The sequence below is a fragment of the Paenibacillus sp. JT22N12 genome (assembly GCF_056269365.1).
This window is the reverse complement of sequence record NZ_JBWDNU010000004.1, coordinates 121,178-146,661: the sequence shown is the minus strand read 5'-3', so window position 1 is coordinate 146,661 and position 25,484 is coordinate 121,178. Positions and strand designations below refer to the sequence as shown.

Sequence of the window (25,484 nt, the reverse complement as noted above, 5' to 3'; positions counted from 1 at the left end):
AGTATGATGTTAATGAATCTTTTAGGTAACTTTAAATAATTGTTCAGCTTGTCTTAAGGTATGGGGACTACAATGATCTTGTCACCTTTATAGCTCTTTCATCAAGAAGAGCTGGAAACGAGGATAATCAAATGAGTCCGAAACGTTTTATCTTAGTGGGCACCATGGCATTCGCCATCTCCGTTGGAAGCAGCCTCTGGAGCAGCGATACCAGCAGTGCAGACCCCCTCGGAGCGATCGGCACCAAAATGAAGTACCCCCCGCTGGCAGCGCCCAAGCCGGCGTCAGCAGCAGACGATCACTTTCGCAAGCTTCTAGGAGCGACCTCCGATGAGGAAATCTACGAAGCCTTATACAATGGAAATTCGCTGGCCGACATAGCAGCAGCCCACGATGCAGACGTTCAGCGCATCATCGATCTGCAAATCGCCGAGCTGACGGAGCAATTGGATGCCCGCCTGGAGCGTGGAAGTCTCACGCCTGCAGCCTATCACGCACAGAAGCAGGAGCTTCCGGAAATCATCGCAAACAGCGTGCACGGACACATATAACAAGCGGAACAGCCATCCTTTCCAATCCGAAAGGATGGCTGTTTTTGTGCTGCTGCCCTGCTGCCTGCTCTCACTGGACGGGCCTCTTCCCATTCACAGAAGGTTATTGTACTATCAAGGGAGGGCTTACTGTAAGCTGATTGCAGCACCCTGCCCCAAGGAGGATCAACATGCACGACAAAGTAAATCGCATCAAGAAAATGCAGCTTCCGCCTGTCCCGCCCGAGCTGGCCCACCGTCTGCCGCCAGGTCAGGTGCTGACCGACCGGTTTCCCATTTTGCATGAAGGGGATGTTCCAAGCTATGACTTGGACACCTGGACGCTGCGCATCTTCGGAGAAGTGAATGAGGTCAAGGAAATATCGTACGCCGAGCTGATGAAGCTGCCCAAAACGCAGATCAAGGCAGATATTCATTGCGTCACACGCTGGTCGAAATTTGATACGGAATGGGAGGGCATCTCTGTCCGCGACTTATTAAAGGCGCTTGACGTGAAGCCACAGGCGGAATTTGCCATGATACACGCCGACCATGACTATGAAACCAACCTTCCTGCCCAAACCCTATTGGCCGATAACGCCCTGCTGGCCTACAGCTTTCAAGGGGCACCGCTTACGCCCAAGCACGGCTGGCCGCTGCGGCTTGTTATCCCTTCTCTCTATTTCTGGAAAAGCGCCAAATGGATCCGCGGCATTGAATATATAACCGAAGACCGCCATGGCTACTGGGAGCGGCTTGGATTTCACAATGAGGCGGAGCCCTTTGCAGAACAGCGTTTCTCCGGCGAGGATTTGAATATCCCCGATGATGAATGGCATCACAAGGATTTCGATTGAGCAGCGTTTAATTGAAAAAGGCGTCTATCCGCAACATACGGATAGACGCTTTTTTTTAAATATCAGAAAGGGTAATACTTGGCCTCACCTTTCTGATATTTTTATGGAAAGAAACTCACCTTGCCCCCAACGGGCGGCGAAGTTAGTTTCTTCTTACTCTCATATTTAGCTGGCTGAACTGTAACGACGCGAAGAATCTCCCATCGTCACTTCCTTGACGAGCCCCAGCCTGTTGAATACCCGAAGATGATTATATACTGTTGAAGCATTCAAATTGCGATACTTGCCAGCAAGTGATCTTGAAATATCCTCTACCCCGGGATAGCCTTCGGCGGAGTATAAATATTCGAGAACGGCCAGACGCTGCGGGGACAAATGAATGTTTTGCTGTTCGAGCTTCTTGAGCGCTGAATTCAAATTGTTGTTGGTCATGAGACTTACACCTCCATTAGTATGAGGAGCATCGAATAAATAATAATTATTATTAATTTATAATTAGTATAATATTTATTATAGAATTGTTGATAATGATTGTCAACTACAGCTCCTTCATCTCCGTCCCGACATCATGATATCTTCTTAGCGAAAACTGTTGTTTGACGGAAAAATGAAGTGTTACACTGAGGGAAAGCGGAGGAGGCATCAGCTATCATGAAGCAGAACAAATACGATGATTCATCATTCTATGCAAAATACAGTCAAATGTCCCGTTCCATTGGCGGACTGGAGGCCGCAGGGGAATGGCCGGCTTTTCGCGCCATGCTGCCCGAGCTTCAGAACAAGAGAGTACTCGATCTGGGCTGCGGGTTTGGCTGGCACAGCAGATATGCGCGCGAGCAGCATGCCCGCTCGGTAGTGGGTGTAGATCTTTCGGAGAATATGCTGGCGAAGGCAAGAGCCAGCACCAGCGATCCAGGGATCGAGTATCGCCGCCTCGCAATTGAAGACATCGATTTTGCCGAAGGGGAATTCGACGTGGTGATCAGCTCGCTTGCACTCCATTATGTCGAGCGTTTCGACAACGTCTGCCGGAGGATTCATCACTGCCTTGTGCCGGGAGGAGCTTTCATCCTTTCGGTCGAACATCCGGTCTTCACTGCGCTTGCGGCGCAAGACTGGCACTACGGTCCGCAGGGCGAGAGAATGCATTGGCCTGTCGACAACTATCAGAATGAAGGACTGCGGCAGGCCAGATTTCTGGACAACGATATCGTCAAATACCATCGGACCATCGCCACTCATATCAACGCCCTGATAGACGCAGGCTTCAGCATTATGAGACTGTCCGAGCCGCAACCGACTCAAGAAATGCTGGCCCATAACCCTGCTATGCAGGATGAGACCCGCCGCCCTATCTTCCTCCTGATCGCGGCCGTCAGGAACTAGCTCCATTTCTACTTCGCTCTCTTCGAAAGCAGCAGAGCTGCCGCAAATAAGAAAAACTAACTTCCCCGTCCTCAGGCGGCTAAGTCAGCTTCTCCCTTTAAACCTTATAATGCCATAAGTTCAATAAAGAAGGCGCCTCGGAAAGAGGCGCCTTTTTTCCTATCTTATTCTGCATGCCGGTACATAATCCGCATGTAGAAACTAACCATTGCCAATAATTTCATCTATTTCACTTTTCAGCAGAAGATACCTATGAACGCTTCGCATGATCGGAACCTTGGTCAGCTTATTTTTGTCGACATACACCTTCATTTGGTCCTTGGAAAGACCTAACGTATTTCCAGCTTCCGTAAGCGTGAGCACGACTTCATTGCTTGTTGCATTGAATGTCCGCTTCACTTTCATATTATGATCTTCAAATCCATTCATGTGCTGGCAACCTCTCTACATTCATGATCAATTTGCATAGTTATTCTTATTATACCACAAATCGATGCCGTATATGAGGAAAAGCTCATCTATGCAAGCCGCTACACAATATCGAGAGGCATTTTGCGGGAAGGCGGCGGGAATGCACGGTCCAGCCTTGCCAGATCCTCATCCGTGAGCTTTACCAGTGCCGCAGCCGCATTCTCCCGTACATGCTCCTCGGTTGAGGCTTTGGGTATAGCGATTACGTGATCATGCCGAATGCACCACGCAAGCAGCAGCTGAAAGGGCTTGATGCCATGTTGGTCCGCGATGTCCCGAACCGCCTCGCTGCGGAGCAAGCCATCCCTCAGTGTGCCCGCTTGAGCCAGAGGGCAATAGGCCGTAACCGGTATTCCGTTATTCTGCGCATGCGGCAGCAGATCAAACTCGATCCCCCGCGAGCCCAGATGATAGAGCACCTGATTCACGGCGCACTCACCACCGTTCTCCAGTGACAGCAGCTCCTTCATATCACGGGTGTCGAAATTGGAAACGCCCCATCGGCGGATTTTCCCGGCTTCCTTTAAGCGCTCCATCCCTTCAATCGTCTCGCCAAGCGGACATTTCCCCTCCAGTGAAGGAGATACAGATCCAATGAATCTGTTCCGAGCCTCTTGAGGCTGCTGTCGCAGCTTCTGGCGATATGCCTCAGACCGGCATGATGCGGATACACTTTGGATACCAGAAATACCTGCTCCCGGATTCCCTGAATCGCTTCACCGATCAGGGATTCGGAGCGTCCGTCCCCGTACATTTCAGCCGTATCGATCATCTTCATTCCAAGCTCCACGCCCAGCCTTAAGCTGCGGAGCTCCTCTTTCCTCCGGGATGGCTGATCCCCCATATGCCAGGTTCCCTGACCGAGCTTCGGAAGCACGGTCCCGTCCTTCAGCCGCACGCCTTCCCCGGCATCGAATTTTCCCGACAAATCCCGGTCATCTCCGTTAGCCTTTGACATCACGCATCCCCCAAATCCTGTCGATTATCAAATGCCTCTACTTCCTGCCGTAATCCGCTTTAATCTCGCCCCACTCCTTCGTCTGCCATTTGAGCACTTTATTGTCGTATTTATTGGTTTTGAGCCAGCTGACCGCCCGGTCCACCAACGTCCATATTTCCGCTGTGGACTCATCTCTCACAAGTGTGGAAGACACTTCCTTCTGCTTCACCCATTTGATCGCGTTCACCGAGTCGCTGTACACGACCTTGCTGCTGCCAAGCTTCTGCAGATAAGCCAGGCCATGGACAATAGCCAGAAACTCGCCAAGGTTGTTCGTTCCCCGCTTGATGGGACCGTAGGAGAAAATAACCTCGCCTGTCTGCGTGTCCACCCCTTTATACTCCACCGGGCCGGGATTGCCGCTTGTACCGACATCTACCGAGATGCTGTTATAGTCAATCTCGCCTCCGGCATACGCTGTACGGGGGGCAGATGAGCCCTTGCCGCTTCCCGCCGACTTCCCTTGGCCCCAATGCTTCTTCCAGCCGGCTTTGAAGGCCTCCTCGGCCGAAGCCTTCGTCTCGAAGGATTTATATTTTGCATCCTCAAACTGATTGATCTGATTCTGACAATCGGTCCAGCTTGTATACACGCCTGGTTTTCTTCCAACCCAGACGACGTAAAATTTTTGTTTTGCCATCTATGTACTCCTTATGTCTCCTTGGCGGGAGACGTTTTTATCGGGTTACAGAAGAATCATTATTTTACCACAATTTTTTCGGACGTTACTGCTTCGCGCAACCCTTATCTTCGGACAGGCTCGCTAGCGTCATGACCTTTTTAAGTCCACGCCCAGAAAAAACCGTCCCTATCCCACGCCACCTTGCCGCCGTGCAGCTTGCGGAAGGCTTTCTTCACATCCTTGGAGAGCGAGGCGTTGCCCTGCTCATTCACAAAAACATGCTCCTCGCCAAAATGGGTCCGGACATGGGTTATCGCATCCTCCTGCCGGAGACTGCCTTTGAATTTAATTTCCTCGATCATCCACTGCGCCGCTTCCTGTGCTGAACCTTCCATGCCTGATACCCTCTCCCTACGATATAATAATTTCCACCCTGCAGGCGGAAACCCTTGTTTTTCCTTGAAATCATCGTCCACGCAAAAAGCACCCGCAGAAGAGGTGCTCATGTCAATCAAAGTTTCCCTGTTTATCCAGGTTATCGCTACCGCTTCCAGATATCCTGATATTCCTTACGCCGCTTGAACTGGGCCAATGCATAAGAGCAGGCGGGAACAATCATTTTATGATTTTCCCGGGCATGCTCCACGACCCGTTTGACCAGATCCTCCGCAATCTTCTGACCGCGCAGAGCTTCGGATACATAGGTATGATCGATAATATACGAATCTCCGCTTGGCACGAATGTGATTTCCGCTACGGATGCGCCATCATCCCTCACGACAAAACTATTGCCTTCCATCACTGTTTCCCTCACTTGCAATCGCCTCCGTCCTATTTGAATCTTTCCAGGTTCATGCGTATTATTACCGCAATGGATACCTCTTTACCCAAGGCAGCCGTTAACGCTTCCTCATTCTAACCGCATTGGCTTTGGCTATGGTTTTCTCGTCGACCTTGGCCCTGTTCCGGTCTGGATAACCTATTCTTTTTCCGCGGCGCTGCTTTCGAGCTCTTTCAGCAGAGCATACAGATGATCAACGGACCTCATCGTATATTCAAAACGGACCGGCTCTCCCCCGCGCAGCAGAACCAGACATGGGACGCTTGATATTTTCCAGCTGTCGCGCAGTCCGGGCGCATAATTAATATTGACCTTATGAACAGGGACGGTTGTCCCGACCGCCTGGACGATTTCCAGCATCCGCTCCGCAAGCTTGCAGGTTCCGCAAAACACCGTATGAAACAGCACCGCTTCATAGCCGCTATTCCCGCTCAGGCGCTGCAGCAGCTCATCCTCCCGCAATTCCCCGATGGACATGTCATGGCTCCTTCCGGTCTACGTCATCCATTTTCTATATATGCTATTATACCTCCGCAAACAAAAAGAGACATCCCCGCAGGATGCCCCTTATGCATACAAAGAAATAAAAAGAAGCCCAGCCAGCAATAGCAGCCGGATGGGCTTCTGACACCGGGGCAGGCACGCTTCCTGACGAAGCAGCCGCCCGACGGTTCTTAATTTCATGAACAAGGAGGACATCGCCCACAGGGATCCAATTGCGGGCAAAGGCTGCGTTCTCCATGGAGCAAACGGCACCCAGCTCCGCAAAGAGGAGTTTTACGCCACGGCAATAAGAACAATCAGCGCCACTAAAGCAGGCAGCGCCTGGAAAACAAGTATGGAGCGCTTCACCGTAATGCCCCCGAATAGTCCCGCAGCAAGCACGCAAATCAGGAAGAACATTTGGATATGCCGTCCCGCCGCTTCATCCGGATAGCATAAGCCCCATATCAAGCCTGCCGCCAAAAAGCCGTTGTACAAGCCTTGATTGGTCGCAAGCTGCTTCGTATGATCCGCAACCTGCTGGGTCATCCCGAAGGTCTTGAGTCCCTTGGGCGTATTCCATAAGAACATCTCCAGATACAGGATGTAGATATGAATAAGCGCAACAAGACCTACCAGAACGGCACTGATTACTTCCTGGGTATTCATCGTGATTCATCCGCCTCATCTTATGCATTTGCTTATAGAATAACAGGAAACATAACGGGGCGCATTACATTTCTTCTTTATACCGCCTGATCCTGCAGCAGACGGTCAATGATGCTTTTGTAGGCTTCTCCCGGACGTAGCCCCACCAGCTTGTCAACCGGTTCTCCGTCACGGAAGACAATGACTGTCGGCATGCCCATGATGCCGAAGGAAGCAGCAAGCTCCGGGGATTCCTCGCAATCGACCTTCACAATCGAAGCGGATGACCCGTAACCGGCCGCCAGCTGATCCAATATGGGCAGCAAGGTTTTGCACGGAGGGCACCACGCCGTTCCAAATTCGATGGCCACTACCCCTTTCTTCGCCATCATTTCCTCATATTCCACTTTATTGATCGTCTGCAGACTCATGATCGATCGACACCTCCGTATTTTCTTTGTGAATGGACGCAATCCGCTCCGCCAGATTTGAGCGGATTGCTGTGAGCTGCTTGATCTGCTCATCAATTTCTGCGAGCTTCTCCTTATAGACAGGCAGCACTTCCCGGCAAAATTCTTCTTTATTCTTCATCACACAATGCAGAAAGCCCGCAACCTGCTCCGTACTTAAACCAAGCGACAGGTATAACTGAATCGTTTGCACTTGTTCGACAGCCAAGCGGTTGTATTCCCGGTACCCGTTCTGCAGTCTCGCCGGCGCCATCAGACCCTGCTGCTCATAATACCGGATGGACCTTATACTCGCCCCGGTCTCTTTCGACAGCTCGCCTATCTTCAAGGAAACACCTCCTGTATAACCTGCTGGCATTATTATAAACCCTGCCATTAATGTCAGGGTCAAACGATATTTTTTGAGAACCAGGCGCAGACCAAATTTATTTATATTTAAAAAGACACCCGCAGGGTGCCTTTTATTATGGTTTCATATATTCATGCCGATCAATCCGAATCCTGGTCTAACGTTTCATTTAAGTAAAACCCAATACAGAGCGGTCGCGCTGCTCATCCGTTTCAACATAGGTCACATTATTCAAATAAATGATTTTGCCATCCAGCTCCAGCCAGCCGCTGGTTTGCTTCTGGATTTGAGCGAGCGTGTCATCCACATCATTCGTTCCGATCACAACTTTGTCTCCGCCGTTAAAATGGACAATAATACGGTGCGTCATTTTCTCTCCCAAAATTGTCACCTCCTTGAGCTTTCCTTAAAGCTTATTCGGCGTTTCAATCAATTTCCCCTTCCAGCCTCGATATTATACCCATAATTGGATAAAATTCTTTTTTGTCGCCTTATGTGATTCCAGATAAAAATAATAGTCGGCATATAATCCGATGCAATTAAAACATTTGCATATTCACAACTAATTTATTGGACATTCACTTAAAAGTTACTGCCTCAGCAGACTCGCTATTTTTATTTGACCTCATCGCATTTTTCCACGATTTGTACAGATCCCATGCCGCCCCATTATCCAATATGGATTTGCATGTATACAACCCTTCTTCTACCGATTCGCAGCGGCCTGCGAGCTGAAGTCTGACGGCGGAATTGAGCAAGACTTGATTGAAAAAGGCGAGATGAGCTCCGCCCTGGAGGACCGCTTCAGCGGCATGGAGCTGCCCGGCAGCCGTCCATTCCACATCAGGAACAGGGGTGTCAAGACCATAGGTTTCGGGATCGATGACATGAAGGTGAGCTTCCCCGTTTTCGACGAGGTAAGTGCGGGTAGGCCGCTCGATAAAAAGATCCTCGGAGCCCTCGCAGCCCTGTACAATGAGGGCCTTGCTGTAGTCGAGATGAAGCAGCAGCTTCGACATCCGCTCGAAGACCGTATTGTGGTAAACTCCATAGACCAAAAAGGGGGAGCAGGCGTAATCAACAAGCTTCTCGGCCGTATTGAGCACCGTGCGCATGCCAAGTTCTTCGCGCAGCGGACGCAGCGCCTTGAGCGGCGGGCACCACTGTTCCGCTGGCACGAACAGGATCCCGGTAAGAGAGGCTGCCTGCGTAATATGCTCACGCGACAACGCAGCGGCATCAATCCCCGCTTCGAGGAGAAGATCCTGAAGGGTTGCGCCCCATTTGGGAGGGAGAGAAGCTGCGCCGTGCAGTGTGACCGGCAGACCGGCCGCAGCAAGAACGAATGCGGCAGGGAAGGTGGCGAAGAAGGTCTTCTTCCGTCCATCATAGGGACCGGCACAATCAATTCCCTGCTGGACCGGCGAGCGGTAAGCATGATTGCGGCACACGGCCACGAAGGCTTCCATTTCCTCCACGCTCTCCATCTTGATGCGCTCTGCCATGAAAAATGCGCCAATCTGCGCAGGAGTAGCCTCACGGTTCATAATCCACTCCGCTGCCTGATAAGCCTCATCATAGGTTAAATCGCGGGCTCCACGTTTTCCCCGTCCGACTTCCTTCAGCAATTTTGTGATCATAAGTAAAGCCCCCTTATTTTTGCTCCTGCAAAAGTTGATAGACCTTGACGATCGATGTCGCAACGTCGACCAATCGTTTGCGTTCATTCATGGCCTGTTTGCGCAGCAGTTCATAGGCTTCCGCCTCGGATACTTTTTTGATGTCGCACAGAATTCCCTTCGCCATGTCGATCCATTTGCGTTCCTCAAGCCTGGCCTCCAGCTGCTTGCGTTCGCTTTGCCACTGCTGCCGCTCGATGCACTGCTTGGAGCCGAAATGCAGCGCCCAGTGCAGCTCGCGCTCGCTCATGGAGGGCGTCAGAATGCCGTCAACCGGCACATCGTCCTCGCAGAATGCCGCGGACAAAAAAGAGGTAGAAGCGCCGCACCACCAGAATGTTGGCAATTTCCTGGAAGCGGACAGCTTTGGGAAACAAGCTTTGATATCTCCCAGCGGGATATGCAGAACAATGGCATCGGCATCCGCCATCTGCCGCATGGCTTGTTCTTCAATGCGCGCATGCAGAATATAATAGCCGTTCGCTTCCAACACCGTATCGGGAAGAGGCTCGCCGATGGCCGTATCCAATTGATCCGGCACAACCGGCATCGCCTGGTTATTAATCAGCAGCAAAGAACGCATGCATGAATGCTCCTTTCTATGCGACACTTGACGATTATCAGCTTCTTCAAGGTTATTGTGAATATTTATAACATAACCTCGATGGAAATGTCGATAATGAATATGTGCCAATATTTTATGTCAGGTATATTGACATGAAGATCAAGACCGTTGTATATTTAGATTATCGACAACCTAAAATTATTCCCGGATACAACGATGTATTCGGTTGAAGCGGCAATGAAGCCTGTCTTCGTTTTTCAAAGGAGCGTACGTATGTCCTTTGGAGCGGAGCAGGCTTTTTCTGATTTTTTAACCCTTAGACCAAGACTGAGAGGAGAGCGGCACAGATGACCACTCCAAAAAAATTAGTGCTTATCGGAAACGGAATGGCAGGAGTCCGCGCTATCGAGCATCTGCTGAAGCTTGCTCCGGAAGCCTATGAAATAACGATTTTCGGTGCAGAGCCCCATCCTAATTATAACAGGATTATGCTGTCCTCCGTACTGGCAGGCGGCGCGGATATGAAGGAAATCATTATCAACGACTGGGACTGGTACAAGGACAATCATATTCAGCTGCATACCGGCCATAAAGTAACGAGGATCGACACGCAGCGCAAAAAAATAATAACGGATAAGGGCTTGGAGACGGATTATGACGCCGTTGTGGTCGCCACTGGCTCAAATCCCTTCATGCTGCCGATTCCCGGAGCGGACAAAGAAGGCGTGATCGCGTTCCGGGATATCCGCGACTGTGAAATGATGCTTGATGCTTCCAGGAAGTATAGGAAAGCCGCCGTCATCGGCGGAGGCCTGCTGGGACTGGAAGCCGCCAGAGGCCTGCTGCATCTGGGAATGGATGTATCGGTTATCCATATTCACAAATACCTGATGGAGCGGCAGCTGGATGAGCCGGCCTCGAGAATGCTGCAGCGCGAGCTGGAAGCGCAGGGAATGAAGTTTCTGCTGCATAAGCATTCGGCATCCATCACAGGCAGACGCCGGGTGAAGGAGCTGCAGTTCACGGACGGCAGCAGCGTCGACGCCGATCTGGTTGTCATGGCAGTTGGCATCCGGCCCAACATTGCCCTGGCCAAAGCCTCGGGCATCGAGATCAACCGCGGCATTGTCGTGGATGATTACATGCGGACCAATATCCCCGATGTCTATGCTCTCGGGGAATGCGCGGAGCATAGAGGCATTGCCTATGGTCTTGTTGCACCTCTGTATGAGCAGGGAGCCGTGCTTGCCAAGCACCTGGCGGGAGTAGAAACCTCAGGATATGCAGGCTCGGTCACATCCACCAAGCTGAAGGTTTCCGGTGTCGACGTATTCTCGGCAGGCCGTTTTGCGGAGACGCCGGGAACGCGGGCGCTGCGGATACAGGATGATTTGGCCGGCACCTACAAGAAGATTGTCATTGAGGACGGCAAGCTCGTTGGTGCGGTATTATTCGGCGACATTGCGGACGGCGCTTCTTTATTCGCTTCCATTAAGAAGGGCGAGTCTGTTGCAGGCCGGGAGAAGGAGCTGCTGCTCGGTATTTCTTCGGATATGCTGGGACAGTCGTCTGGCGGCGGAAGCAGGCTTGCGGACATGGCCGACGACGAAATCGTCTGCGGCTGCAATGGTGTATCCAAGGGAACCATCGCCGCGGCGATTCAAACGAAGGGCTGCAGCACCGTGGGCCAAATCAAAGCCTGCACCAAAGCTTCCGCTTCCTGCGGCGGCTGCAAGCCGGAGGTCGAAGGACTGCTGCATCTGTACGCAGGCGACGCTATCGGCGAGCCTGTCAAGGAAGGCATTTGCGGCTGCACCACGCTGAGCCGCGACGAGATCGTTGAGGGAATCAAAACGATGCGGCTCATGAGCGTCAAGGAAGTGATGCATGTGCTGGATTGGGATAACAAGGACGGCTGCTCCAAGTGCCGGCCGTCGCTGAACTATTATCTGGGCATGCTCTGGCCTGAGGAATATGTGGATGAGAAGGAATCCCGTTTTACCAATGAGCGTTACCACGCCAACATCCAGAAGGACGGCACGTATTCCGTTGTCCCCCGTATCTATGGAGGCGTTACTTCTCCGGCGGACTTGAAGAAAATCGCCACCGTTGCCGAGAAATATGACGTGCCGATGGTGAAATTCACTGGCGGTCAGCGCCTGGATCTGCTGGGCGTGAAGAAGGAAGATCTCCCGAAGATCTGGGAGGAGCTGGACATGGCATCAGGCCATGCCTACGGCAAGACGCTGCGGACGGTCAAAACCTGCGTCGGCTCGACCTTCTGCCGCTTCGGCACGCAGGACGCCATCGGCATGGGCATCCGCCTGGAGAAGGCTTTTGAGCGTTTGAATACGCCGGCCAAGGTGAAGCTCGCCGTATCCGGCTGCCCCCGCAACTGCGCGGAAGCGACGATCAAGGATCTCGGGGTTGTGGCCATCGACGGCGGCTGGGAGCTGTATGTCGGCGGCAACGGAGGCGTTAAGGTAAGAGCCTGCGATCTGCTCGGCACCGTGAAGACTGAAGACGAGGTCATGGAATGGACTGGCGCTTACCTGCAGTATTACCGCGAGAATGCCCAGTGGAATGAGCGGACGGCTGGCTGGCTGGAGCGTGTCGGCTTGGCGTCCATCAAGAAAGCGCTGGAGAGCAAAGAAGACCGGCTTGCGCTTGTGGAGCGCATCGAGAAGACGCTCAGCCTGACTACCGATCCATGGAAGGAAATTGTTGAAAACGATCATCTGCGTAAAAATTTCGAGCCGATTTCCAGTGTACAGCCGGTGCAATAAAAGGCCCGGCCGCTGATGCAAGCTCAGAGCGTCAGGCTTGCTGCCGCTGACGCTCTCTTTGTACGGCCAGCTGCATGTTTGCATAACTCACATAAACATTAGGGAGGTTCATATATGACAAAGGTGCTGATTGGCCAGGTATCGGATATTGATGAGAGAGGCTCACGCACGATCAAGGTGGAGGATACGGAAATTGCAGTATTCAAGCTGACGGACGGCAGCGTGCTGGCTGTAGAGAACCGCTGCCCGCACAAGGGCGGATTGCTGTCGGAGGGAATGGTTTGCGGCGCGGTCGTACATTGCCCTCTTCATGATTGGAAAATCGATCTGAACAGCGGATTGGTGAGCGAGCCCGATGATGGCTGCGTCACCACGTACCCGACTGAAATCGATCAAGCGAGCGGAGCCGTTTATATCACGGTTTAGGAGGACAACAGGAATGGCTTACATTAAACCCGCTGAAGTTCTCGAGGCAATGATTGATTCCGGTACAGCCAAAGCAGATTTGACTGTGATGCAAATGCTCATCCGCGGCTTTCTCGGAGGCGCCATACTGGCATTTGCCACGACATTGGCTTATACAGCTACAACTCAAACGTCACTGGGCCTTGTGGGCGCTCTGGTCTTCCCGGTTGGTTTCGTGATTATCGTGCTGCTTGGACTGGAGCTTGTGACAGGCAGCTTCGCACTCATTCCGTTATCCGTTATCGAGCGCAGGACAACCTTCCCCCGTATGCTGGCCAACTACGGCTGGGTCATCGCCGGCCATCTGATCGGGTGCGCCGTGTATGCCGCTTTGTACGGCATGTCGGCCACCAAGATGGGGACGGATATGGGCAATCCACTTGTCCAGCTGCTCATTAAAACGAGTGAAACCAAGACGCTTGGCTATAAAAGCATGGGCGCTCAAGGCATGATTCTGGTGGCGGTAAAAGCGGTCCTCTGCAACTGGATGGTGACGCTCGGCGTAGTGATGGCCATGACCTCAAAATCCACCATCGGCAAAATAGCGGCCATGTGGCTGCCTGTATTGACCTTCTTCGCGCAGGGCTTTGAGCATGCGGTGGTCAATATGTTCGTCATCCCCGCAGGGATGATGCTGGGCGCCCATGTAAGCATGGCGGATTGGTGGCTATGGAATCAGATCCCGGTGCTGGTCGGCAATCTTGTGGGCGGCGTGCTGTTCACCGGCGTGCTGTTCTATCTGTCGCAAAAACCCTTCAAGCGTTCTTCGTATTCGCCCGTATCAGCCGCCAAACCCGAAGCGGCGGCTCAAATATCCGCCGAGAGAAGCGGCGTATAGCCGGCGTTGGGCGAAGCCGGGTTTTCCAGACCCTATCTATAAGAAGTGTTCACGCTCTAAAACAACAAAGTACTGAATTCCAGGCATCATCCCGGGAATTTCAGCCCCTCATTATACGCATCATTGCATTATGAAAAAGCACCTTCGTCTCCACGCATGAATAGTGGCACGAAAGGTGCTTTTCTTCTGTTTATTTGGAGTCGGCTCCGTGAGCATTAAATGCCTTTGACCGACCCGCCATCGATCAACAGGGAAACACCCGTTGTATACGAGGAAGCGGCGGAAGCGAGAAAAGCGACCGTCCGGCCGAACTCCTCCACCTGACCGTCCCTCCCCAGAGGGATGCCTTTATGCGCTTCCTCCGCAACCTGATCGACCGTCTTCCCCGTCTTCTTCGCCTTGTCTTCATCCAGCTCTTTGATCCGATCGGTTGCGATCCTGCCGGGCGACACGGTGTTGACCAGAATATTGTAGGGAGCAAGCTCCAGAGACAAGGTTTTGGCGAGTCCGACAATGCCTGTTCTGAATGTATTGGATAATAGCAGTCCCGGGATCGGCTGTTTGACCGAGGATGAGGCCAGATTGATGATTCTGCCGCTCTTCTGTTCCTTCATATAAGGAAGAACCTCACGGATAAAACGGATGTAGCTGAGCAAATTCAATTCAAACGACTTGTACCACTGCTCATCGGTCAGCGACTCTACACTGCCCGGAGGCGGCCCTCCTGCATTGTTAATCAGGATATCGATCCTGCCGAATCTTTGAACGGCAGCTTCAACGGTACGGGTAATATCTTCGCTTTTGGTAATATCGCATACGAGATATTCCACCTCTCCCGCAAGTCCCGCCATTTCCTGCTTGGCCTTCTGCAACTCCGCCTCCTTGCGCCCGGTGATCATGACATGCGCCCCTTCACGCGCAAGCTCCACCGCACAAGCTTTTCCCAGCCCTTTGCTGGATGCCGCGACGAGAGCGACTTTGCCGTTTAATCCTAAATCCATCCTGATATGCCTCCTTTGAATACCTCTTATGCCAGTCTGACTCCCTACATTATAGTCCTATCCGCCTCCACAAATCATTAATACCCGTATTTCGGGCTGGTCCACCATTTGTCAATACTGCATTCTTATGTTAGAATCAACTTACTTAAAATGGAACGGAGGGTTACGTGTGATAGATTTTATCCGGATTTGGTCTTTAGGCGCAGCTGGAATTGAATAGTGCCAAAGGCTCTGCCTGTGTGCAGAGAACTCCGGATAGGTCTGTCTTTTTTTCAAGGTAACCCCTATATACGGCACAAGGAAGGATCTGCCCCGTGCCGCCTGCTGCGGCATAAGGCTGGCCGCCTTCATACAGCGATATACCATTCGCTGGGATGATGGCAGCCCTTTGCCCGATACATTCAGAAAAAGCTGCTTGCGAGCGTTGGCTTTTTTTGAACATCGGAGAAGCAAAGGCCGGCTGATGCCGTCTTATCGGCGGCGGGATCCCCTTCCTTGCGCTACCTTGGAAAAAACTTCATAGGTAATGGATGGCGGCGTGACTGCTGTTCGTGGATATAAGACATTTTTTGTTTCCACGATGAGAGGTCCCCCTTTCACCCTACCCGAAGACCAGTAATCCATCAGGCGGGGAGCTTCGTCTCCCTGCAGGCTTACCGGAGTTCTCTTCCAATTACCGAAAACACAGGCAGCTTTATGCCTGTGTTTTTATTTTGTTTTCAATTTGGAGGATGATGAAAAATGAAACGATACGAACAAGAAGCCGTCATAATCGGCATCCATTTGCAGAACCAGCCGGATTTTGCAGCGGCTATGGAAGAACTGGGCAGCCTTGCTGCCGCATGCGGGATTGAGGTGGTCGGGGAGCTGAACCAGAAGGCCGCCCGCCCGAACCCCTCCCACTATATGGGAAAGGGCAAGCTGGAGGAGCTGTCCGCTCTGATTGCCGGGTATGAGAATGCTATCGTCATCTGCAATGATGAGCTGTCGCCCTCCCAGATTCGCAATCTGGAAGCGGCTTTGTCGCGGAGAGTACTTGACCGCACCATGCTCATCCTGGATATTTTCGCGAAACGCGCAAAAACGCGGGAAGCCCAGCTTCAGGTGGAAATCGCCCATCTGCAGTACATGCTTCCGCGCCTCAGCGGAATGCGGGAATCGCTGGGCAGGCAGGGCGGCGGCTCGGGACTCAAAAACAGAGGCTCCGGTGAAACCAAGCTGGAGCTTGACCGCCGAAGCATTGAGGACAGAATTACCGCCCTGCAGCTGGAGCTTGCGAAGCTGGTCGCCCGCCGCAAGACGCAGCGCAAGAAGCGGCAGAAGAACGAGCTTCCTGTCGTCTGTCTGGTCGGTTACACCAATACGGGCAAATCAAGCTTGATGAATGCCCTGCTGGAACGCTACAATCCGCAATCGGATAAACTGGTGCTCGCCCAAAATATGCTGTTTGCCACACTGGAAACGTCCGTAAGGCGCATCGAGCTGCCGGATCACCGGGCTTTCCTGCTGACGGATACAGTAGGCTTCGTCAGCCGTCTTCCCCATCACCTGGTCAAAGCGTTCCGTTCTACACTGGAGGAAGTGGCCGAAGCGGATCTGCTCATTCATGTGGTGGATTATGCGAATCCTTCCTATCCCGAACAGATTGCCGTTACAGAGGATACATTGAAGGCACTGGATGCAGATCATATTCCTGTTATTTACGCCTACAACAAGACCGATCTGACTATTGGAGGCACTCCCTACCCCGATCAAAAGGATGCCGTGTACCTCTCCGTGAAACAAAAAAGCGGGATTGACGAGCTCATTGCGCTCATCCGCGGCCATGTGCTGACGGATTATATTCAATGCGAGGTGCTGATCCCTTTCGATCAAGGTCAGGTCGTTTCCTACTTTAATGAGCATGCATGGGTTCAATCGACGAGCTATGAGGAAGAGGGAACGCGGCTTAAGCTGGAATGCACAACAGCCGACTTTGAGAAATATGGCAGTCCTTTCTTATCCCGATAGCAGGCCGCTTTAGAAGCATCGGCATTCCTGCGCCCTGATCAATGAAACCAGAAGAACGGAGGGTTACGTGTGGTAGACCAATACTTTCGAGTTCGAACCTTGCGCGGCTAATTGAATATGCCAAAGGCTCTGCCTGTGTGCAGAGGACTCGAAAGTGGTCTGCCCTATTTTCAGGTTCTGGGGAAGAAGCATGTCCAGCCGCCATGGGCGGCGGTTGATGTTTCTTTCCCGGTACGATTAGAGGGAAGGAACCTGTACGCCCTAATAAGGCGGTACAGTGCGCCTTTTTAATGAGACGAGAATTGATATGGAAACGATAAACTTATCGGATTTATGAATTTCATCTTTATAAATCTCTGTATTTCTGAGGGAAGAAGCTGCCCTGATGCCGTCCTCTGGCGGCTGCAGCAAGCTCTTTACTCGAATTTTAGGGAAATTTATAAGAAGTGGAATGCAATAAATTCTATAAGGCCCGGAAAGCTGGCATGACCCGCCTTCTTCCCGGCATCATCTTATCCGTTCTCCTCGTAAAAGACCAGAATACGGCAGGCCAGGCGCTAATAGCCTTGCGCTTATTCTGCCGTCATATGACCTTTCGGTTACCGAGAACACAGGCAGCAGTCAGCCTGTGTTTTTTATTTTATACGGTAACGGAGGATGACAATGAACAGACGAACCGAAAGGCATCCCGGAGTGCTGCAGGAGAAGGCAGTCCCCAAGGCTCACGGGCAGCATTTTCTGCAGGACAAACGGGTAATCGGAGAAATGATCGCAGTGGCGAAGATAGGGGCCGGCGATACAGTGGTGGATATCGGAGCTGGAGCTGGAGCCATCACGATACAGCTGGCGGAGCAAGCCCGCAGAATTCTGGCGGTTGAGAATGACCCCCGGCTTGCACAGGTCCTCCGCAGAAGATTACAGAATCACATTCATATAACGGTCATTGAGAAAGACTTCCTGCAAATGCGGCTTCCGCGGGAGCCTTATCAGGTTGTGGCGAATATCCCTTTTTTTCTCACGACTCCCATATTGAAGCTGCTGCTTGATCCGCAGAGCAGCTCCCTGCAAAGAGCCGTGCTTATTATGGATAAAGGGGCAGCCAAGGGATTAACTGCGCAGACGATCCGCCATCCGCGGGTTCTGACCTGGAGAATGTGGTATGAGATGGAGCTTGTGAGGATCGTGCCCAGAAGTTATTTCTCGCCGCCGCCAAGCGTAGACTCGGTCATCTTCAGCATTCGGCGGAAACCGGAGCCATGTCTTCACCACCAGCATTGCGGCCGATTTGCGGCGTTTGCGGAATATGGGCTTAAGCATCCGGAGCGGCCCATTTACGATGCGCTGACCGGCATCTTCACGCCGCCGCAGCTGAAGCAACTGGCCGCGAGACTCGGCGTTGACCGCGGCATGCCGGTATGCCGGTTGAACGAGCGGCAGTGGGCGATCATATACGATACGATGGTGAAGCATGTGCAGCGGTTTCGCTGGCCCGGAAGAAAGGGTAAAACATTGTGACCTGCTTAGTGTCTTGCCTATTCTCTTTCCAAAGTCTAGAATAACTGTAGGCAGTCCAGCTGTATGTTTTGTTCGATTACAGAGCCGTTCTTTCATGATTATGTAGGAGGAGATGCACACGATGAAATACAGAAGACTGGGCAAGACAGATTTGCGCGTATCGGTAGTTGGCGTGGGCACATGGCAGTTCGGAGGCGAATGGGGCCGTAACTATGACCAGAATGAAGCTAACTCCATTCTCGACAAAGCAGGCGAGGTCGGAATCAATCTGATCGATACCGCTGAATGCTACGGCGACCATACGTCGGAACGGTTTATTGGTCAATATCTGGCTGATCACCGGCGGGAGGACTGGATTGTCGCGACAAAATTCGGACATCATTTCAACCGGAATTTCGACCGCGATGACAAATGGTCCGTCGGCGATGTGCTGAAGCAGCTGGAGGAGTCGCTGCGGTCGCTGCAAACCGACTATATCGACCTGTATCAATTCCATTCCGGACCGGATGACAAATTCGATAACGACGAGCTTTGGACGACCCTGGACAAGCAGGTGCAGGCAGGCAAAATCCGCCATCTTGGCATTTCTATAGGCAGCAATAAAAACATTCATCAGACCTCCCGGGCAACCGGAGTCGGATCAAGCGCCATTCAGGTTGTTTACAACCGTCTGGATCGCGCGCCGGAGGAAGAAGTATTCCCTTCCTGCATCCAGCAGGATCTCGGCGTATTGGCCCGCGTCCCGCTCGCAAGCGGCTACCTGAGCGGCAAATACAAGCCTGGGGCCTCGTTTGCAGACAATGACGTGCGCAATCGGCATGATGTCGAGAATCGCGAGCGTCTGCTCCGCGAAGTGGAGGAAATCCGCAAGAATGAAGTTCCCGCCCATGTGAATATGGCATCCTGGGCTCTGGCCTGGTGCCTGGAGCATCCTGCGGTGACAACGGTTATTCCCGGCTGCAAGGATGCTGATCAGGTCATTGCCAATGCGGCTGCCGTTGACTATGTATCGGATGATCACCCGCAGGCCTGGAAAGCGTAGATCAATCTAACCTTTCCTAAATTTTGAACAAAGGACCGTCCCTTAAGCCATAAAAATGGTCAAGGGACGGTCTCTTTTGGTAGTTGTAGCATTCAAGTTGTCGGATATCTTCTCCAGCTGCCAGGTACTTCGGAAAACTGGTGGAGAAACCATAAAAAAATACTGGATGCGATCATAGAATTATCCTGGCCGGTATTCGTGAAAACTTTTATGAGCAGTTGAACCGATGCATGAAATAGAGAAGGAGCTGCCTTGGGCTGCTCCTTTATTGCTTCGAACTCTCCCTCATGAACGTTGGTTATTACAGCCGCCCGGATACTAACTGCAAAACCTCTCTAAGTTCCTGCATCCAGCTTCGCAACGGACTTCCTGGAAATCAGCTCGACTGGCAGATTGATTCTGCGGAAAGGACGGTCCTCTTCCTTCTTCTCGATGCGTTCGATCAGCAGCTGGGTCCCGAGATACCCGAATTCATAGGCTTGCTGGGCAACCACGGTCAGGAACGGGGAGATCTGCCAGAAAGGCCCGAGATCGTCGAAGCAGGCGACCGAAATATCCTCCGGCACCCGCAGGCCGCTTTCCTGAATCGCCCGAATCGCTTCGACGGCAAGCACGTTATTGCCAGCCATAATGGCTGTGGGACGCGGATTCAAGCTGTCGAGCCAATCCATTATCCCCGACAGATCCGTCCGGGAGCCGTAGCCGAAAGCCAGGTGATAGTTTTCGTGCAAGGGAAGATCATTCAGCTTATGAGCCTCGATGTAGCCTTGATGCCGCAGGCGCGCGCTGGATATGCTGGGAGAGCCGTTAATAAGCGCGATGTGGCGGTGCCCGTTCTCGATAAAATGCTCAACAATGCGCCTGGCCCCTTCCCGGCTGTCCCCGATCACCGCATCGCTCTCGATTCCCGGCACTTCCCGGTCCAGCAGGACAAAGGGAACCTTGTGTCGCTGAAGCGTCTCCAGATGGGAGGCAGACTGGTCCCCCGCGGGCGAGAACAAGACCCCGGCGACCCGATTACCGAGAATAATCTCCAGGTACTCGCCCTCTTTCTCGATATTCTCATCGCTGTTTCCAAAAGAAAGGCGGTACCCCTTCTCCTTGGCGGCATCCTCCGCTCCTCTGGAAAGCGTTGTATAGAACGGATTGTTGATGTCTGTAATTAGCAGGAACAGCTGCCGCGTCTGCTGGAGCACAAGACCCCTCGCCATCTGATTCGGCACATAATTGAGCTCTTCCATCACCCGCTTGATCCGGGCTTTCGTCTTCTGGCTGATGCTTCCCGTATTGTTAATGACCTTGGAAACGGTCATGGCCGAGACATTGGCTTTCTTGGCTATATCATATATGGTCGTCAAGCTTCTTTACTCCTTTAAGAGGTTGTTCAAAAAATCCACTTTTGATGATGAAGCTATTTCAGGAAGTAACTCACATCGAATTTTGAATTCAGCCGAGAATTCCGGTGCTCACGCAGGTTTTGCCTACGCTGCGCTCCCCATTCTCTAGCTTCTTCCAACCTTCTCGATCCTGAAATGCGGACTTTTCGAACTCTTTTTTTTACGTTGTCTATTTTTATCATAACGAAGAAAAGGGTTGACAGCAAGTAAGCTTGTTGCTAATTTAAGGTTATCGGTAACCTTAACAATTTTATTCTGGAGAGGAATGGTTTAATCATGACTTTGGATCACAGATGGAAAGATGGATTCCCTAAAATAGGCATTCGCCCGACGATCGACGGAAGACGCAGAGGGGTTCGCGAATCCCTTGAGGATCAAACCATGAATTTAGCGAAAACGGTTGCAGAGCTGCTCTCGTCCGAGCTCCGTTATCCGAACGGCGAGCCGGTTGAATGTGTCATTGCCGATACCTGCATCGGTGGCGTAGCAGAAGCGGCTGCAGCTGCGGATAAATTCAAAAAGGCCGGTGTAGGGTTATCGATAACCGTTACACCATGCTGGTGTTATGGCACCGAAACGATGGATACGGACCCTTCGCTGCCCAAAGCGGTATGGGGCTTCAACGGAACGGGACGTCCTGGAGCCGTCTATCTGGCAGCTGTATTGTCCGCCCATGCGCAGAAGGGCCTCCCCGCTTTCGGCATTTACGGGAAAGACGTTCAGGACGAAGGCGATTCGGTCATTCCGGAAGACGTGAAGGAAAAATTGATTCGTTTTGCCAAAGCGGGACTTACCGTCGCGAATATCCGCGGAAAATCCTATCTGTCCATGGGCTCGGTATCGATGGGCATCGCCGGCTCCATTGTGGATGACCGCTTCTTCCAGGAATACCTTGGCATGAGAAACGAATATATCGACATGACGGAATTCGTGCGCCGCATCAATGAAGAGATCTATGATAAAGAGGAATTTGCGAAAGCGCTTGCCTGGACCAAAGAGAACTGTATTGAAGGCCCGGACAACAACCCTGAGGCCATCCGCACCTCGCGCGAGCAGAAGGATCAGGACTGGGAAACGGTCGTCAAAATGACGATTATCGCAAGAGACCTGATGATCGGCAATCCGAAGCTTGCAGAGCTTGGCTTTGGCGAGGAAGCCAATGGACATAATGCCCTTGTCTCCGGATTCCAGGGCCAGCGTCAATGGACCGACCATTTCCCTAATGGCGACTTCCTGGAAGCGATCCTGAACAGCTCCTTCGACTGGAACGGCATCCGCTCGCCATTTATGGTCGCTACGGAGAACGACAGCCTGAACGGCGTCAATATGCTGTTTGGCTATCTGCTCACCAATACGGCGCAAATTTTTGCGGATGTCCGCACCTATTGGAGTCCGGACGCCGTCAAACGCGTAACCGGCCATGATCTGGATGGCAAAGCCGCTGGCGGTCTGCTTCACCTGATCAACTCGGGTTCTGCTACGCTTGATGGAACCGGGGAGCAGCAGCGGGACGGCCAGCCTGTCATGAAGCCGCACTGGGAAATCAGCGAGGAAGAAGCGCAGAAGTGTCTGGAAGCTACATCCTGGCGGCCGGCGTCGGTTGAATATTTCCGCGGAGGCGGGTATTCCAGCGACTTCCTGACGCGCGGCGGCATGCCGATGACGATGTCGCGGCTTAATCTGGTCAAGGGCCTCGGACCTGTACTGCAAATCGCGGAAGGCTACTCCGTCGATCTGCCTGAAGATGTTCACAAAACGTTGGATGACCGTACAGACCCGACCTGGCCGACCACCTGGTTTGCGCCGAACCTGACCGGCGAGGGCGCGTTCACCAGCGTTTATTCCGTAATGGATCATTGGGGAGCGAACCATGGATCGATCTCGTACGGCCACATCGGCGCCGACCTGCTGACGCTTGCTTCGATGCTGCGCATCCCGGTCAGCATGCACAATGTATCGGGGGATCAGATTTTCCGTCCTCGTACATGGGGCATGTTCGGCACCGAAAGTGTGGAAAGCGCCGATTTCAGAGCGTGTGCAACTTTTGGACCGCTTTATAAATAAGCACGGATAGGGGAATTCCAACATGCAGAACATGGAAACACGCAATGAGCTTTGCAAATATGCCGTCAAAACGGTTGTAAACGGACTGGTTGTAGGACCGGGCGGAAATATCAGCGCGCGCGCCGGGGACAAGATGTATTTGTCCCCGAGCGGCTTCGCCATTGAGGAAATCACGCCGGAGCAGTGGGTCGAAGTGGATATTCCGACCGGGGAGATTACAGACAATGGACTGCGTCCGTCCTCCGAGGTGCTGATGCATCTGTTCTGCTACCGCAAGAATCCGGACATCGGCGCTATTGTGCACACACACCCTTCTTCCTGCATCGCCTTCACCCTGGTGGAGACCGAGCTGCCGATCATGTTCCCCGACCAGGCGGCGCTTGTCGGCAAAACCGCTTATGTTCCTTATGTCCTGCCGACAACGGATCTGCTCGCTGTTGCCGTTGCCGATAAGGTGAACGAGGCAAGCTCCATTCTGCTAGGCAATCATGGACTGGTCACAACCGGACGCAATCTGCGGGAGGCTTACTACCGGACGCAGGTCGTCGACGAAAGCGCCAAAATCTACATGAGCGCAAGAGCCGTCGGTCCTCTGAAAGTATTGACGGATGAAGAATTCAAGGAAATTGCCTCGCTTGAGAGCGAGGACTACCGCATCAAGCTGCTTCAGCAGATGAAATAAGCATGAATCGGTCAGTTACTCTTGAAGAAGGCGGTGACCTTGTATGAAGAAGCCCCCTGCGGCGTTGGCCTTTGATCTGGGTGCGAGCAGCGGCAGAGCGCTTGTCGGTGAGCTGGTCACCGGGGAGAACGGCCTCCAGCAGCTGCGGATTACGGAGATCCACCGGTTCGTCAATGAACCGGTGGAGGTTGGCCCCCATCTGCACTGGGATATTTTAATGCTCCTGAAAGAGCTCAAAACCGGCATACTCAAAGCCCGCCAGCAGGGCTTTGAGCCGGCAAGCTTCGGAATCGACACATGGGGTGTGGACTTTGGCCTGCTGGACCGCAATGGAGAGCTGCTGGCCAACCCATACCATTACCGCGATCCGCACACGACCGGACTGATTGAGGAAGTATGCGGATTGATCGGGGAAGATAAGCTGTTCCGCGAGAGCGGACTGCAGCTGATGCCTTTCAATACGATTTACCAGCTGTACGCGATGAAGAAGGCAGGGTCTGTCGCTCTGGAGCATGCAGAGACGCTGCTGCTGACGCCGGATCTGCTGAACTATTTTCTGACCGGACAGAAGGCTTGCGAGTTCACCATGGCCACGACAACCCAGCTGTTCCGGCCGGCTGAGCGTGCGTGGAATACGCCGCTGATGGAGCGTCTAGGCATCCCGTCGGACCTGTTTCTGGACCCTGTTCATCCGGGTACGGAGATTGGCCGATTGACGGACGCGATCTGCGAGGAGCTTGGCGTTCCATCCATGCGGGCGATTGCGGTCGGCTCACATGATACGGAAGCCGCCGCGGCGGCTGTTCCCTCCGATTCAGCGTCATTCGCATATCTGATCTGTGGGACATGGTCCCTGCTTGGCACGGAGCTTCCGGACGCCCTGCTCACGCCTGAGGTCAGGGAGCTGGAATTTTCCAACGAAGGCGGAGTCGGCCATACGTTCCAGCTGCTCAAAAACATTATGGGCCTGTGGATTCTGCAGGAATGCAGGCGCAAATGGATCAAAACTGGCTCGGATATTTCATTCGCGGAGCTGACGAAGGAAGCCGGGAATGCAGAGGCTTTTCGCAGCCTGATCAATCCCGATGATCTTCGCTTCATGAATCCGAAGGACATGGAGCTGGAAATCCACCGTTTCTGTCAGGAAACGGATCAGCCTGTCCCCCGGGACAAGGGCGAGACGGCGCGCTGTATTCTCGAGAGCCTTGCTTTGCGGTATCACATCGTGCTGGAGCAATGCGAGCGGCTGACCGGCAGGCATTTCTCCGGGCTGCACATGGTTGGCGGCGGCATTCAGAATGAGCTGCTCTGCCAGCTGACTGCCAATGCCATCGGCCGCCCGGTATGGGCAGGTCCGGTCGAAGCCAGCGCCATCGGCAATCTGCTCGTTCAGTTCCAGGCTGGCGGCGAAATCGGGAGCATTGAAGAGGGCAAGGAATTGGTCAAACGATCCTTTCCGCTGCAATCTTACGAGCCGGCCGAGGCCGATAAATGGCAGGAAGCGATCGCAAGATACAACGGACTGGTGAACAAACCGAATGAAATTGCGTAACAATAACGTCCGAACGGCGTTTATTCTCTGCACGTGTACGGTCAACCGGAAAACCTGCGGCTCAATTGCGTTCAGATCAGAATACCGACAGACCTTCCATGAATAAGGCTGTCCGCAAACAATAAGGAGCCAGCCGGCCGAGAACCGTCCACAACATGCAAAGACGCCTCCATAACCACTGTACAGGTGGAGATGGAGGCGTCTTTTTTGTAAGCAAATCCACATCAGAAG

At 52.7% G+C, this 25,484-nt stretch carries 26 protein-coding genes and 1 pseudogene; 12 read left to right on the top strand and 15 right to left on the bottom strand.

The annotated features are described in order from the left end of the window. Nucleotides 1-131: 131 nt before the first annotated feature. Together AC0YOA_RS16315 and AC0YOA_RS16310 are read left to right on the top strand one after the other, a co-directional pair. Nucleotides 132-551, top strand: coding sequence for a hypothetical protein (locus AC0YOA_RS16315; protein ID WP_475787489.1), 420 nt, complete (start codon nt 132-134; stop codon nt 549-551). A gap of 170 nt (nt 552-721) precedes the next feature. Continuing rightward, the gene (locus AC0YOA_RS16310) at nt 722-1,387 is read left to right on the top strand and encodes a sulfite oxidase-like oxidoreductase (protein WP_475787488.1); all 666 of its coding nucleotides are present in this window, start codon (nt 722-724) and stop codon (nt 1,385-1,387) included. A 165-nt stretch (nt 1,388-1,552) separates the two neighbouring features. Here AC0YOA_RS16310 and AC0YOA_RS16305 read toward each other — a convergent pair whose 3' ends face one another. Continuing rightward, nucleotides 1,553-1,819: a Fur family transcriptional regulator gene (locus AC0YOA_RS16305; protein ID WP_475771183.1), complete on the bottom strand. Its 267-nt coding sequence runs from the start codon at nt 1,817-1,819 to the stop codon at nt 1,553-1,555. A gap of 219 nt (nt 1,820-2,038) precedes the next feature. Between AC0YOA_RS16305 and AC0YOA_RS16300 the strand changes: the two genes are divergently transcribed. After that, nucleotides 2,039-2,773 (top strand): class I SAM-dependent methyltransferase, encoded by a 735-nt coding sequence (locus tag AC0YOA_RS16300; RefSeq protein ID WP_475787487.1) that lies wholly within the window; start codon nt 2,039-2,041, stop codon nt 2,771-2,773. Nucleotides 2,774-2,974: 201 nt separating this feature from the next. Here the strand turns inward: AC0YOA_RS16300 and AC0YOA_RS16295 are convergent, their stop codons facing one another. From AC0YOA_RS16295 to AC0YOA_RS16240, 12 genes and pseudogenes are all read right to left on the bottom strand, one after another. After that, nucleotides 2,975-3,202, bottom strand: coding sequence for a DNA-binding protein (locus AC0YOA_RS16295; RefSeq protein ID WP_210044998.1), 228 nt, complete (start codon nt 3,200-3,202; stop codon nt 2,975-2,977). Between the two features lie 101 nt (nt 3,203-3,303). Then, nucleotides 3,304-4,202 (bottom strand): annotated as a pseudogene (locus AC0YOA_RS16290) (aldo/keto reductase). Between the two features lie 37 nt (nt 4,203-4,239). After that, nucleotides 4,240-4,884 carry a ribonuclease H gene (gene rnhA, locus AC0YOA_RS16285; RefSeq protein WP_475787486.1) on the bottom strand — a complete coding sequence of 215 codons (645 nt, stop codon included), beginning with the start codon at nt 4,882-4,884 and terminating at the stop codon, nt 4,240-4,242. Between the two features lie 140 nt (nt 4,885-5,024). Then, nucleotides 5,025-5,261 carry a DUF6953 family protein gene (locus AC0YOA_RS16280; RefSeq protein ID WP_475787485.1) on the bottom strand — a complete coding sequence of 79 codons (237 nt, stop codon included), beginning with the start codon at nt 5,259-5,261 and terminating at the stop codon, nt 5,025-5,027. 146 nt (nt 5,262-5,407) lie between these two features. Continuing rightward, complete coding sequence (locus AC0YOA_RS16275; RefSeq protein WP_475771178.1) at nt 5,408-5,680, bottom strand: GNAT family N-acetyltransferase; 273 nt, start codon at nt 5,678-5,680, stop codon at nt 5,408-5,410. Between the two features lie 165 nt (nt 5,681-5,845). Further along, complete coding sequence (locus tag AC0YOA_RS16270) at nt 5,846-6,184, bottom strand: thioredoxin family protein (RefSeq protein WP_210045003.1); 339 nt, start codon at nt 6,182-6,184, stop codon at nt 5,846-5,848. A gap of 300 nt (nt 6,185-6,484) precedes the next feature. Next, nucleotides 6,485-6,859: a DUF1304 domain-containing protein gene (locus AC0YOA_RS16265; protein ID WP_210045004.1), complete on the bottom strand. Its 375-nt coding sequence runs from the start codon at nt 6,857-6,859 to the stop codon at nt 6,485-6,487. A 77-nt stretch (nt 6,860-6,936) separates the two neighbouring features. After that, on the bottom strand, nt 6,937-7,269 hold the full coding sequence (locus tag AC0YOA_RS16260) for a thioredoxin family protein (protein WP_475771176.1): 333 nt from the start codon (nt 7,267-7,269) through the stop codon (nt 6,937-6,939). Further along, a complete protein-coding gene (locus AC0YOA_RS16255) occupies nt 7,247-7,636 on the bottom strand; it encodes a MerR family transcriptional regulator (RefSeq protein WP_475787484.1) in 390 nt (129 codons plus the stop codon). Before AC0YOA_RS16255 ends, AC0YOA_RS16260 begins: the two co-directional genes overlap by 23 nt. Before the next feature lie 190 nt (nt 7,637-7,826). Continuing rightward, nucleotides 7,827-8,039 (bottom strand): hypothetical protein, encoded by a 213-nt coding sequence (locus AC0YOA_RS16250; RefSeq protein WP_210045007.1) that lies wholly within the window; start codon nt 8,037-8,039, stop codon nt 7,827-7,829. A gap of 196 nt (nt 8,040-8,235) precedes the next feature. Then, complete coding sequence (locus AC0YOA_RS16245) at nt 8,236-9,297, bottom strand: anthranilate phosphoribosyltransferase (protein WP_475787483.1); 1,062 nt, start codon at nt 9,295-9,297, stop codon at nt 8,236-8,238. A 13-nt stretch (nt 9,298-9,310) separates the two neighbouring features. Then, entirely contained in the window at nt 9,311-9,919 is a 609-nt protein-coding gene (locus tag AC0YOA_RS16240; RefSeq protein WP_475787482.1) for an ANTAR domain-containing response regulator, read from the bottom strand. Between the two features lie 329 nt (nt 9,920-10,248). Between AC0YOA_RS16240 and nirB the strand changes: the two genes are divergently transcribed. The 3 genes from nirB (at nt 10,249) to AC0YOA_RS16225 (ending at nt 13,990) form a co-directional block, all read left to right on the top strand. Beyond that, complete coding sequence (nirB, locus tag AC0YOA_RS16235) at nt 10,249-12,687, top strand: nitrite reductase large subunit NirB (protein ID WP_475787481.1); 2,439 nt, start codon at nt 10,249-10,251, stop codon at nt 12,685-12,687. Nucleotides 12,688-12,801: 114 nt separating this feature from the next. Beyond that, nucleotides 12,802-13,113 carry a nitrite reductase small subunit NirD gene (gene nirD, locus AC0YOA_RS16230; protein ID WP_475787480.1) on the top strand — a complete coding sequence of 104 codons (312 nt, stop codon included), beginning with the start codon at nt 12,802-12,804 and terminating at the stop codon, nt 13,111-13,113. Between the two features lie 13 nt (nt 13,114-13,126). Continuing rightward, complete coding sequence (locus AC0YOA_RS16225; protein ID WP_475787479.1) at nt 13,127-13,990, top strand: formate/nitrite transporter family protein; 864 nt, start codon at nt 13,127-13,129, stop codon at nt 13,988-13,990. Between the two features lie 215 nt (nt 13,991-14,205). Here AC0YOA_RS16225 and AC0YOA_RS16220 read toward each other — a convergent pair whose 3' ends face one another. Next, the gene (locus tag AC0YOA_RS16220) at nt 14,206-14,991 is read right to left on the bottom strand and encodes an SDR family oxidoreductase (RefSeq protein WP_475787478.1); all 786 of its coding nucleotides are present in this window, start codon (nt 14,989-14,991) and stop codon (nt 14,206-14,208) included. Nucleotides 14,992-15,732: 741 nt separating this feature from the next. Here AC0YOA_RS16220 and hflX point away from each other — a divergent pair. The 3 genes from hflX to AC0YOA_RS16205 all read left to right on the top strand — a co-directional run bounded on the left by hflX (nt 15,733) and on the right by AC0YOA_RS16205 (nt 19,558). Then, a complete protein-coding gene (gene hflX / locus AC0YOA_RS16215; RefSeq protein WP_475787477.1) occupies nt 15,733-17,001 on the top strand; it encodes a GTPase HflX in 1,269 nt (422 codons plus the stop codon). A gap of 663 nt (nt 17,002-17,664) precedes the next feature. Beyond that, entirely contained in the window at nt 17,665-18,516 is an 852-nt protein-coding gene (erm, locus tag AC0YOA_RS16210; protein WP_475787476.1) for a 23S ribosomal RNA methyltransferase Erm, read from the top strand. A 121-nt stretch (nt 18,517-18,637) separates the two neighbouring features. Further along, the gene (locus tag AC0YOA_RS16205; RefSeq protein WP_475787475.1) at nt 18,638-19,558 is read left to right on the top strand and encodes an aldo/keto reductase; all 921 of its coding nucleotides are present in this window, start codon (nt 18,638-18,640) and stop codon (nt 19,556-19,558) included. A gap of 335 nt (nt 19,559-19,893) precedes the next feature. Here the strand turns inward: AC0YOA_RS16205 and AC0YOA_RS16200 are convergent, their stop codons facing one another. Then, entirely contained in the window at nt 19,894-20,916 is a 1,023-nt protein-coding gene (locus AC0YOA_RS16200) for a LacI family DNA-binding transcriptional regulator (RefSeq protein WP_475787474.1), read from the bottom strand. 315 nt (nt 20,917-21,231) lie between these two features. Between AC0YOA_RS16200 and AC0YOA_RS16195 the strand changes: the two genes are divergently transcribed. From AC0YOA_RS16195 to AC0YOA_RS16185, 3 genes are read left to right on the top strand one after another with little or no spacing between them, the layout of a single operon-like run. Next, a complete protein-coding gene (locus AC0YOA_RS16195) occupies nt 21,232-23,019 on the top strand; it encodes an L-fucose isomerase (protein WP_475787473.1) in 1,788 nt (595 codons plus the stop codon). Nucleotides 23,020-23,041: 22 nt separating this feature from the next. Next, entirely contained in the window at nt 23,042-23,701 is a 660-nt protein-coding gene (locus tag AC0YOA_RS16190; RefSeq protein ID WP_475787472.1) for a class II aldolase/adducin family protein, read from the top strand. 43 nt (nt 23,702-23,744) lie between these two features. After that, nucleotides 23,745-25,253, top strand: a complete 1,509-nt coding sequence (locus AC0YOA_RS16185) for a rhamnulokinase (protein ID WP_475787471.1) — start codon at nt 23,745-23,747, stop codon at nt 25,251-25,253. The last annotated feature ends 231 nt before the right edge of the window (nt 25,254-25,484 follow it).

Bases quoted from the DNA above. Each gene is read 5' to 3' on its own strand.
- AC0YOA_RS16315 (WP_475787489.1), top strand. From the start codon at position 132: ATGAGTCCGAAACGTTTTATCTTAGTGGGCACCATGGCATTCGCCATC.
- AC0YOA_RS16310 (WP_475787488.1), top strand. From the start codon at position 722: ATGCACGACAAAGTAAATCGCATCAAGAAAATGCAGCTTCCGCCTGTC.
- AC0YOA_RS16305 (WP_475771183.1), bottom strand. From the start codon at position 1,819: ATGACCAACAACAATTTGAATTCAGCGCTCAAGAAGCTCGAACAGCAA.
- AC0YOA_RS16300 (WP_475787487.1), top strand. From the start codon at position 2,039: ATGAAGCAGAACAAATACGATGATTCATCATTCTATGCAAAATACAGT.
- AC0YOA_RS16295 (WP_210044998.1), bottom strand. From the start codon at position 3,202: ATGAATGGATTTGAAGATCATAATATGAAAGTGAAGCGGACATTCAAT.
- rnhA (WP_475787486.1), bottom strand. From the start codon at position 4,884: ATGGCAAAACAAAAATTTTACGTCGTCTGGGTTGGAAGAAAACCAGGC.
- AC0YOA_RS16280 (WP_475787485.1), bottom strand. From the start codon at position 5,261: ATGGAAGGTTCAGCACAGGAAGCGGCGCAGTGGATGATCGAGGAAATT.
- AC0YOA_RS16270 (WP_210045003.1), bottom strand. From the start codon at position 6,184: ATGTCCATCGGGGAATTGCGGGAGGATGAGCTGCTGCAGCGCCTGAGC.
- AC0YOA_RS16265 (WP_210045004.1), bottom strand. From the start codon at position 6,859: ATGAATACCCAGGAAGTAATCAGTGCCGTTCTGGTAGGTCTTGTTGCG.
- AC0YOA_RS16260 (WP_475771176.1), bottom strand. From the start codon at position 7,269: ATGAGTCTGCAGACGATCAATAAAGTGGAATATGAGGAAATGATGGCG.
- AC0YOA_RS16245 (WP_475787483.1), bottom strand. From the start codon at position 9,297: ATGATCACAAAATTGCTGAAGGAAGTCGGACGGGGAAAACGTGGAGCC.
- AC0YOA_RS16240 (WP_475787482.1), bottom strand. From the start codon at position 9,919: ATGCGTTCTTTGCTGCTGATTAATAACCAGGCGATGCCGGTTGTGCCG.
- nirB (WP_475787481.1), top strand. From the start codon at position 10,249: ATGACCACTCCAAAAAAATTAGTGCTTATCGGAAACGGAATGGCAGGA.
- nirD (WP_475787480.1), top strand. From the start codon at position 12,802: ATGACAAAGGTGCTGATTGGCCAGGTATCGGATATTGATGAGAGAGGC.
- AC0YOA_RS16225 (WP_475787479.1), top strand. From the start codon at position 13,127: ATGGCTTACATTAAACCCGCTGAAGTTCTCGAGGCAATGATTGATTCC.
- AC0YOA_RS16220 (WP_475787478.1), bottom strand. From the start codon at position 14,991: ATGGATTTAGGATTAAACGGCAAAGTCGCTCTCGTCGCGGCATCCAGC.
- hflX (WP_475787477.1), top strand. From the start codon at position 15,733: ATGAAACGATACGAACAAGAAGCCGTCATAATCGGCATCCATTTGCAG.
- erm (WP_475787476.1), top strand. From the start codon at position 17,665: ATGAACAGACGAACCGAAAGGCATCCCGGAGTGCTGCAGGAGAAGGCA.
- AC0YOA_RS16205 (WP_475787475.1), top strand. From the start codon at position 18,638: ATGAAATACAGAAGACTGGGCAAGACAGATTTGCGCGTATCGGTAGTT.
- AC0YOA_RS16195 (WP_475787473.1), top strand. From the start codon at position 21,232: ATGACTTTGGATCACAGATGGAAAGATGGATTCCCTAAAATAGGCATT.
- AC0YOA_RS16190 (WP_475787472.1), top strand. From the start codon at position 23,042: ATGCAGAACATGGAAACACGCAATGAGCTTTGCAAATATGCCGTCAAA.
- AC0YOA_RS16185 (WP_475787471.1), top strand. From the start codon at position 23,745: ATGAAGAAGCCCCCTGCGGCGTTGGCCTTTGATCTGGGTGCGAGCAGC.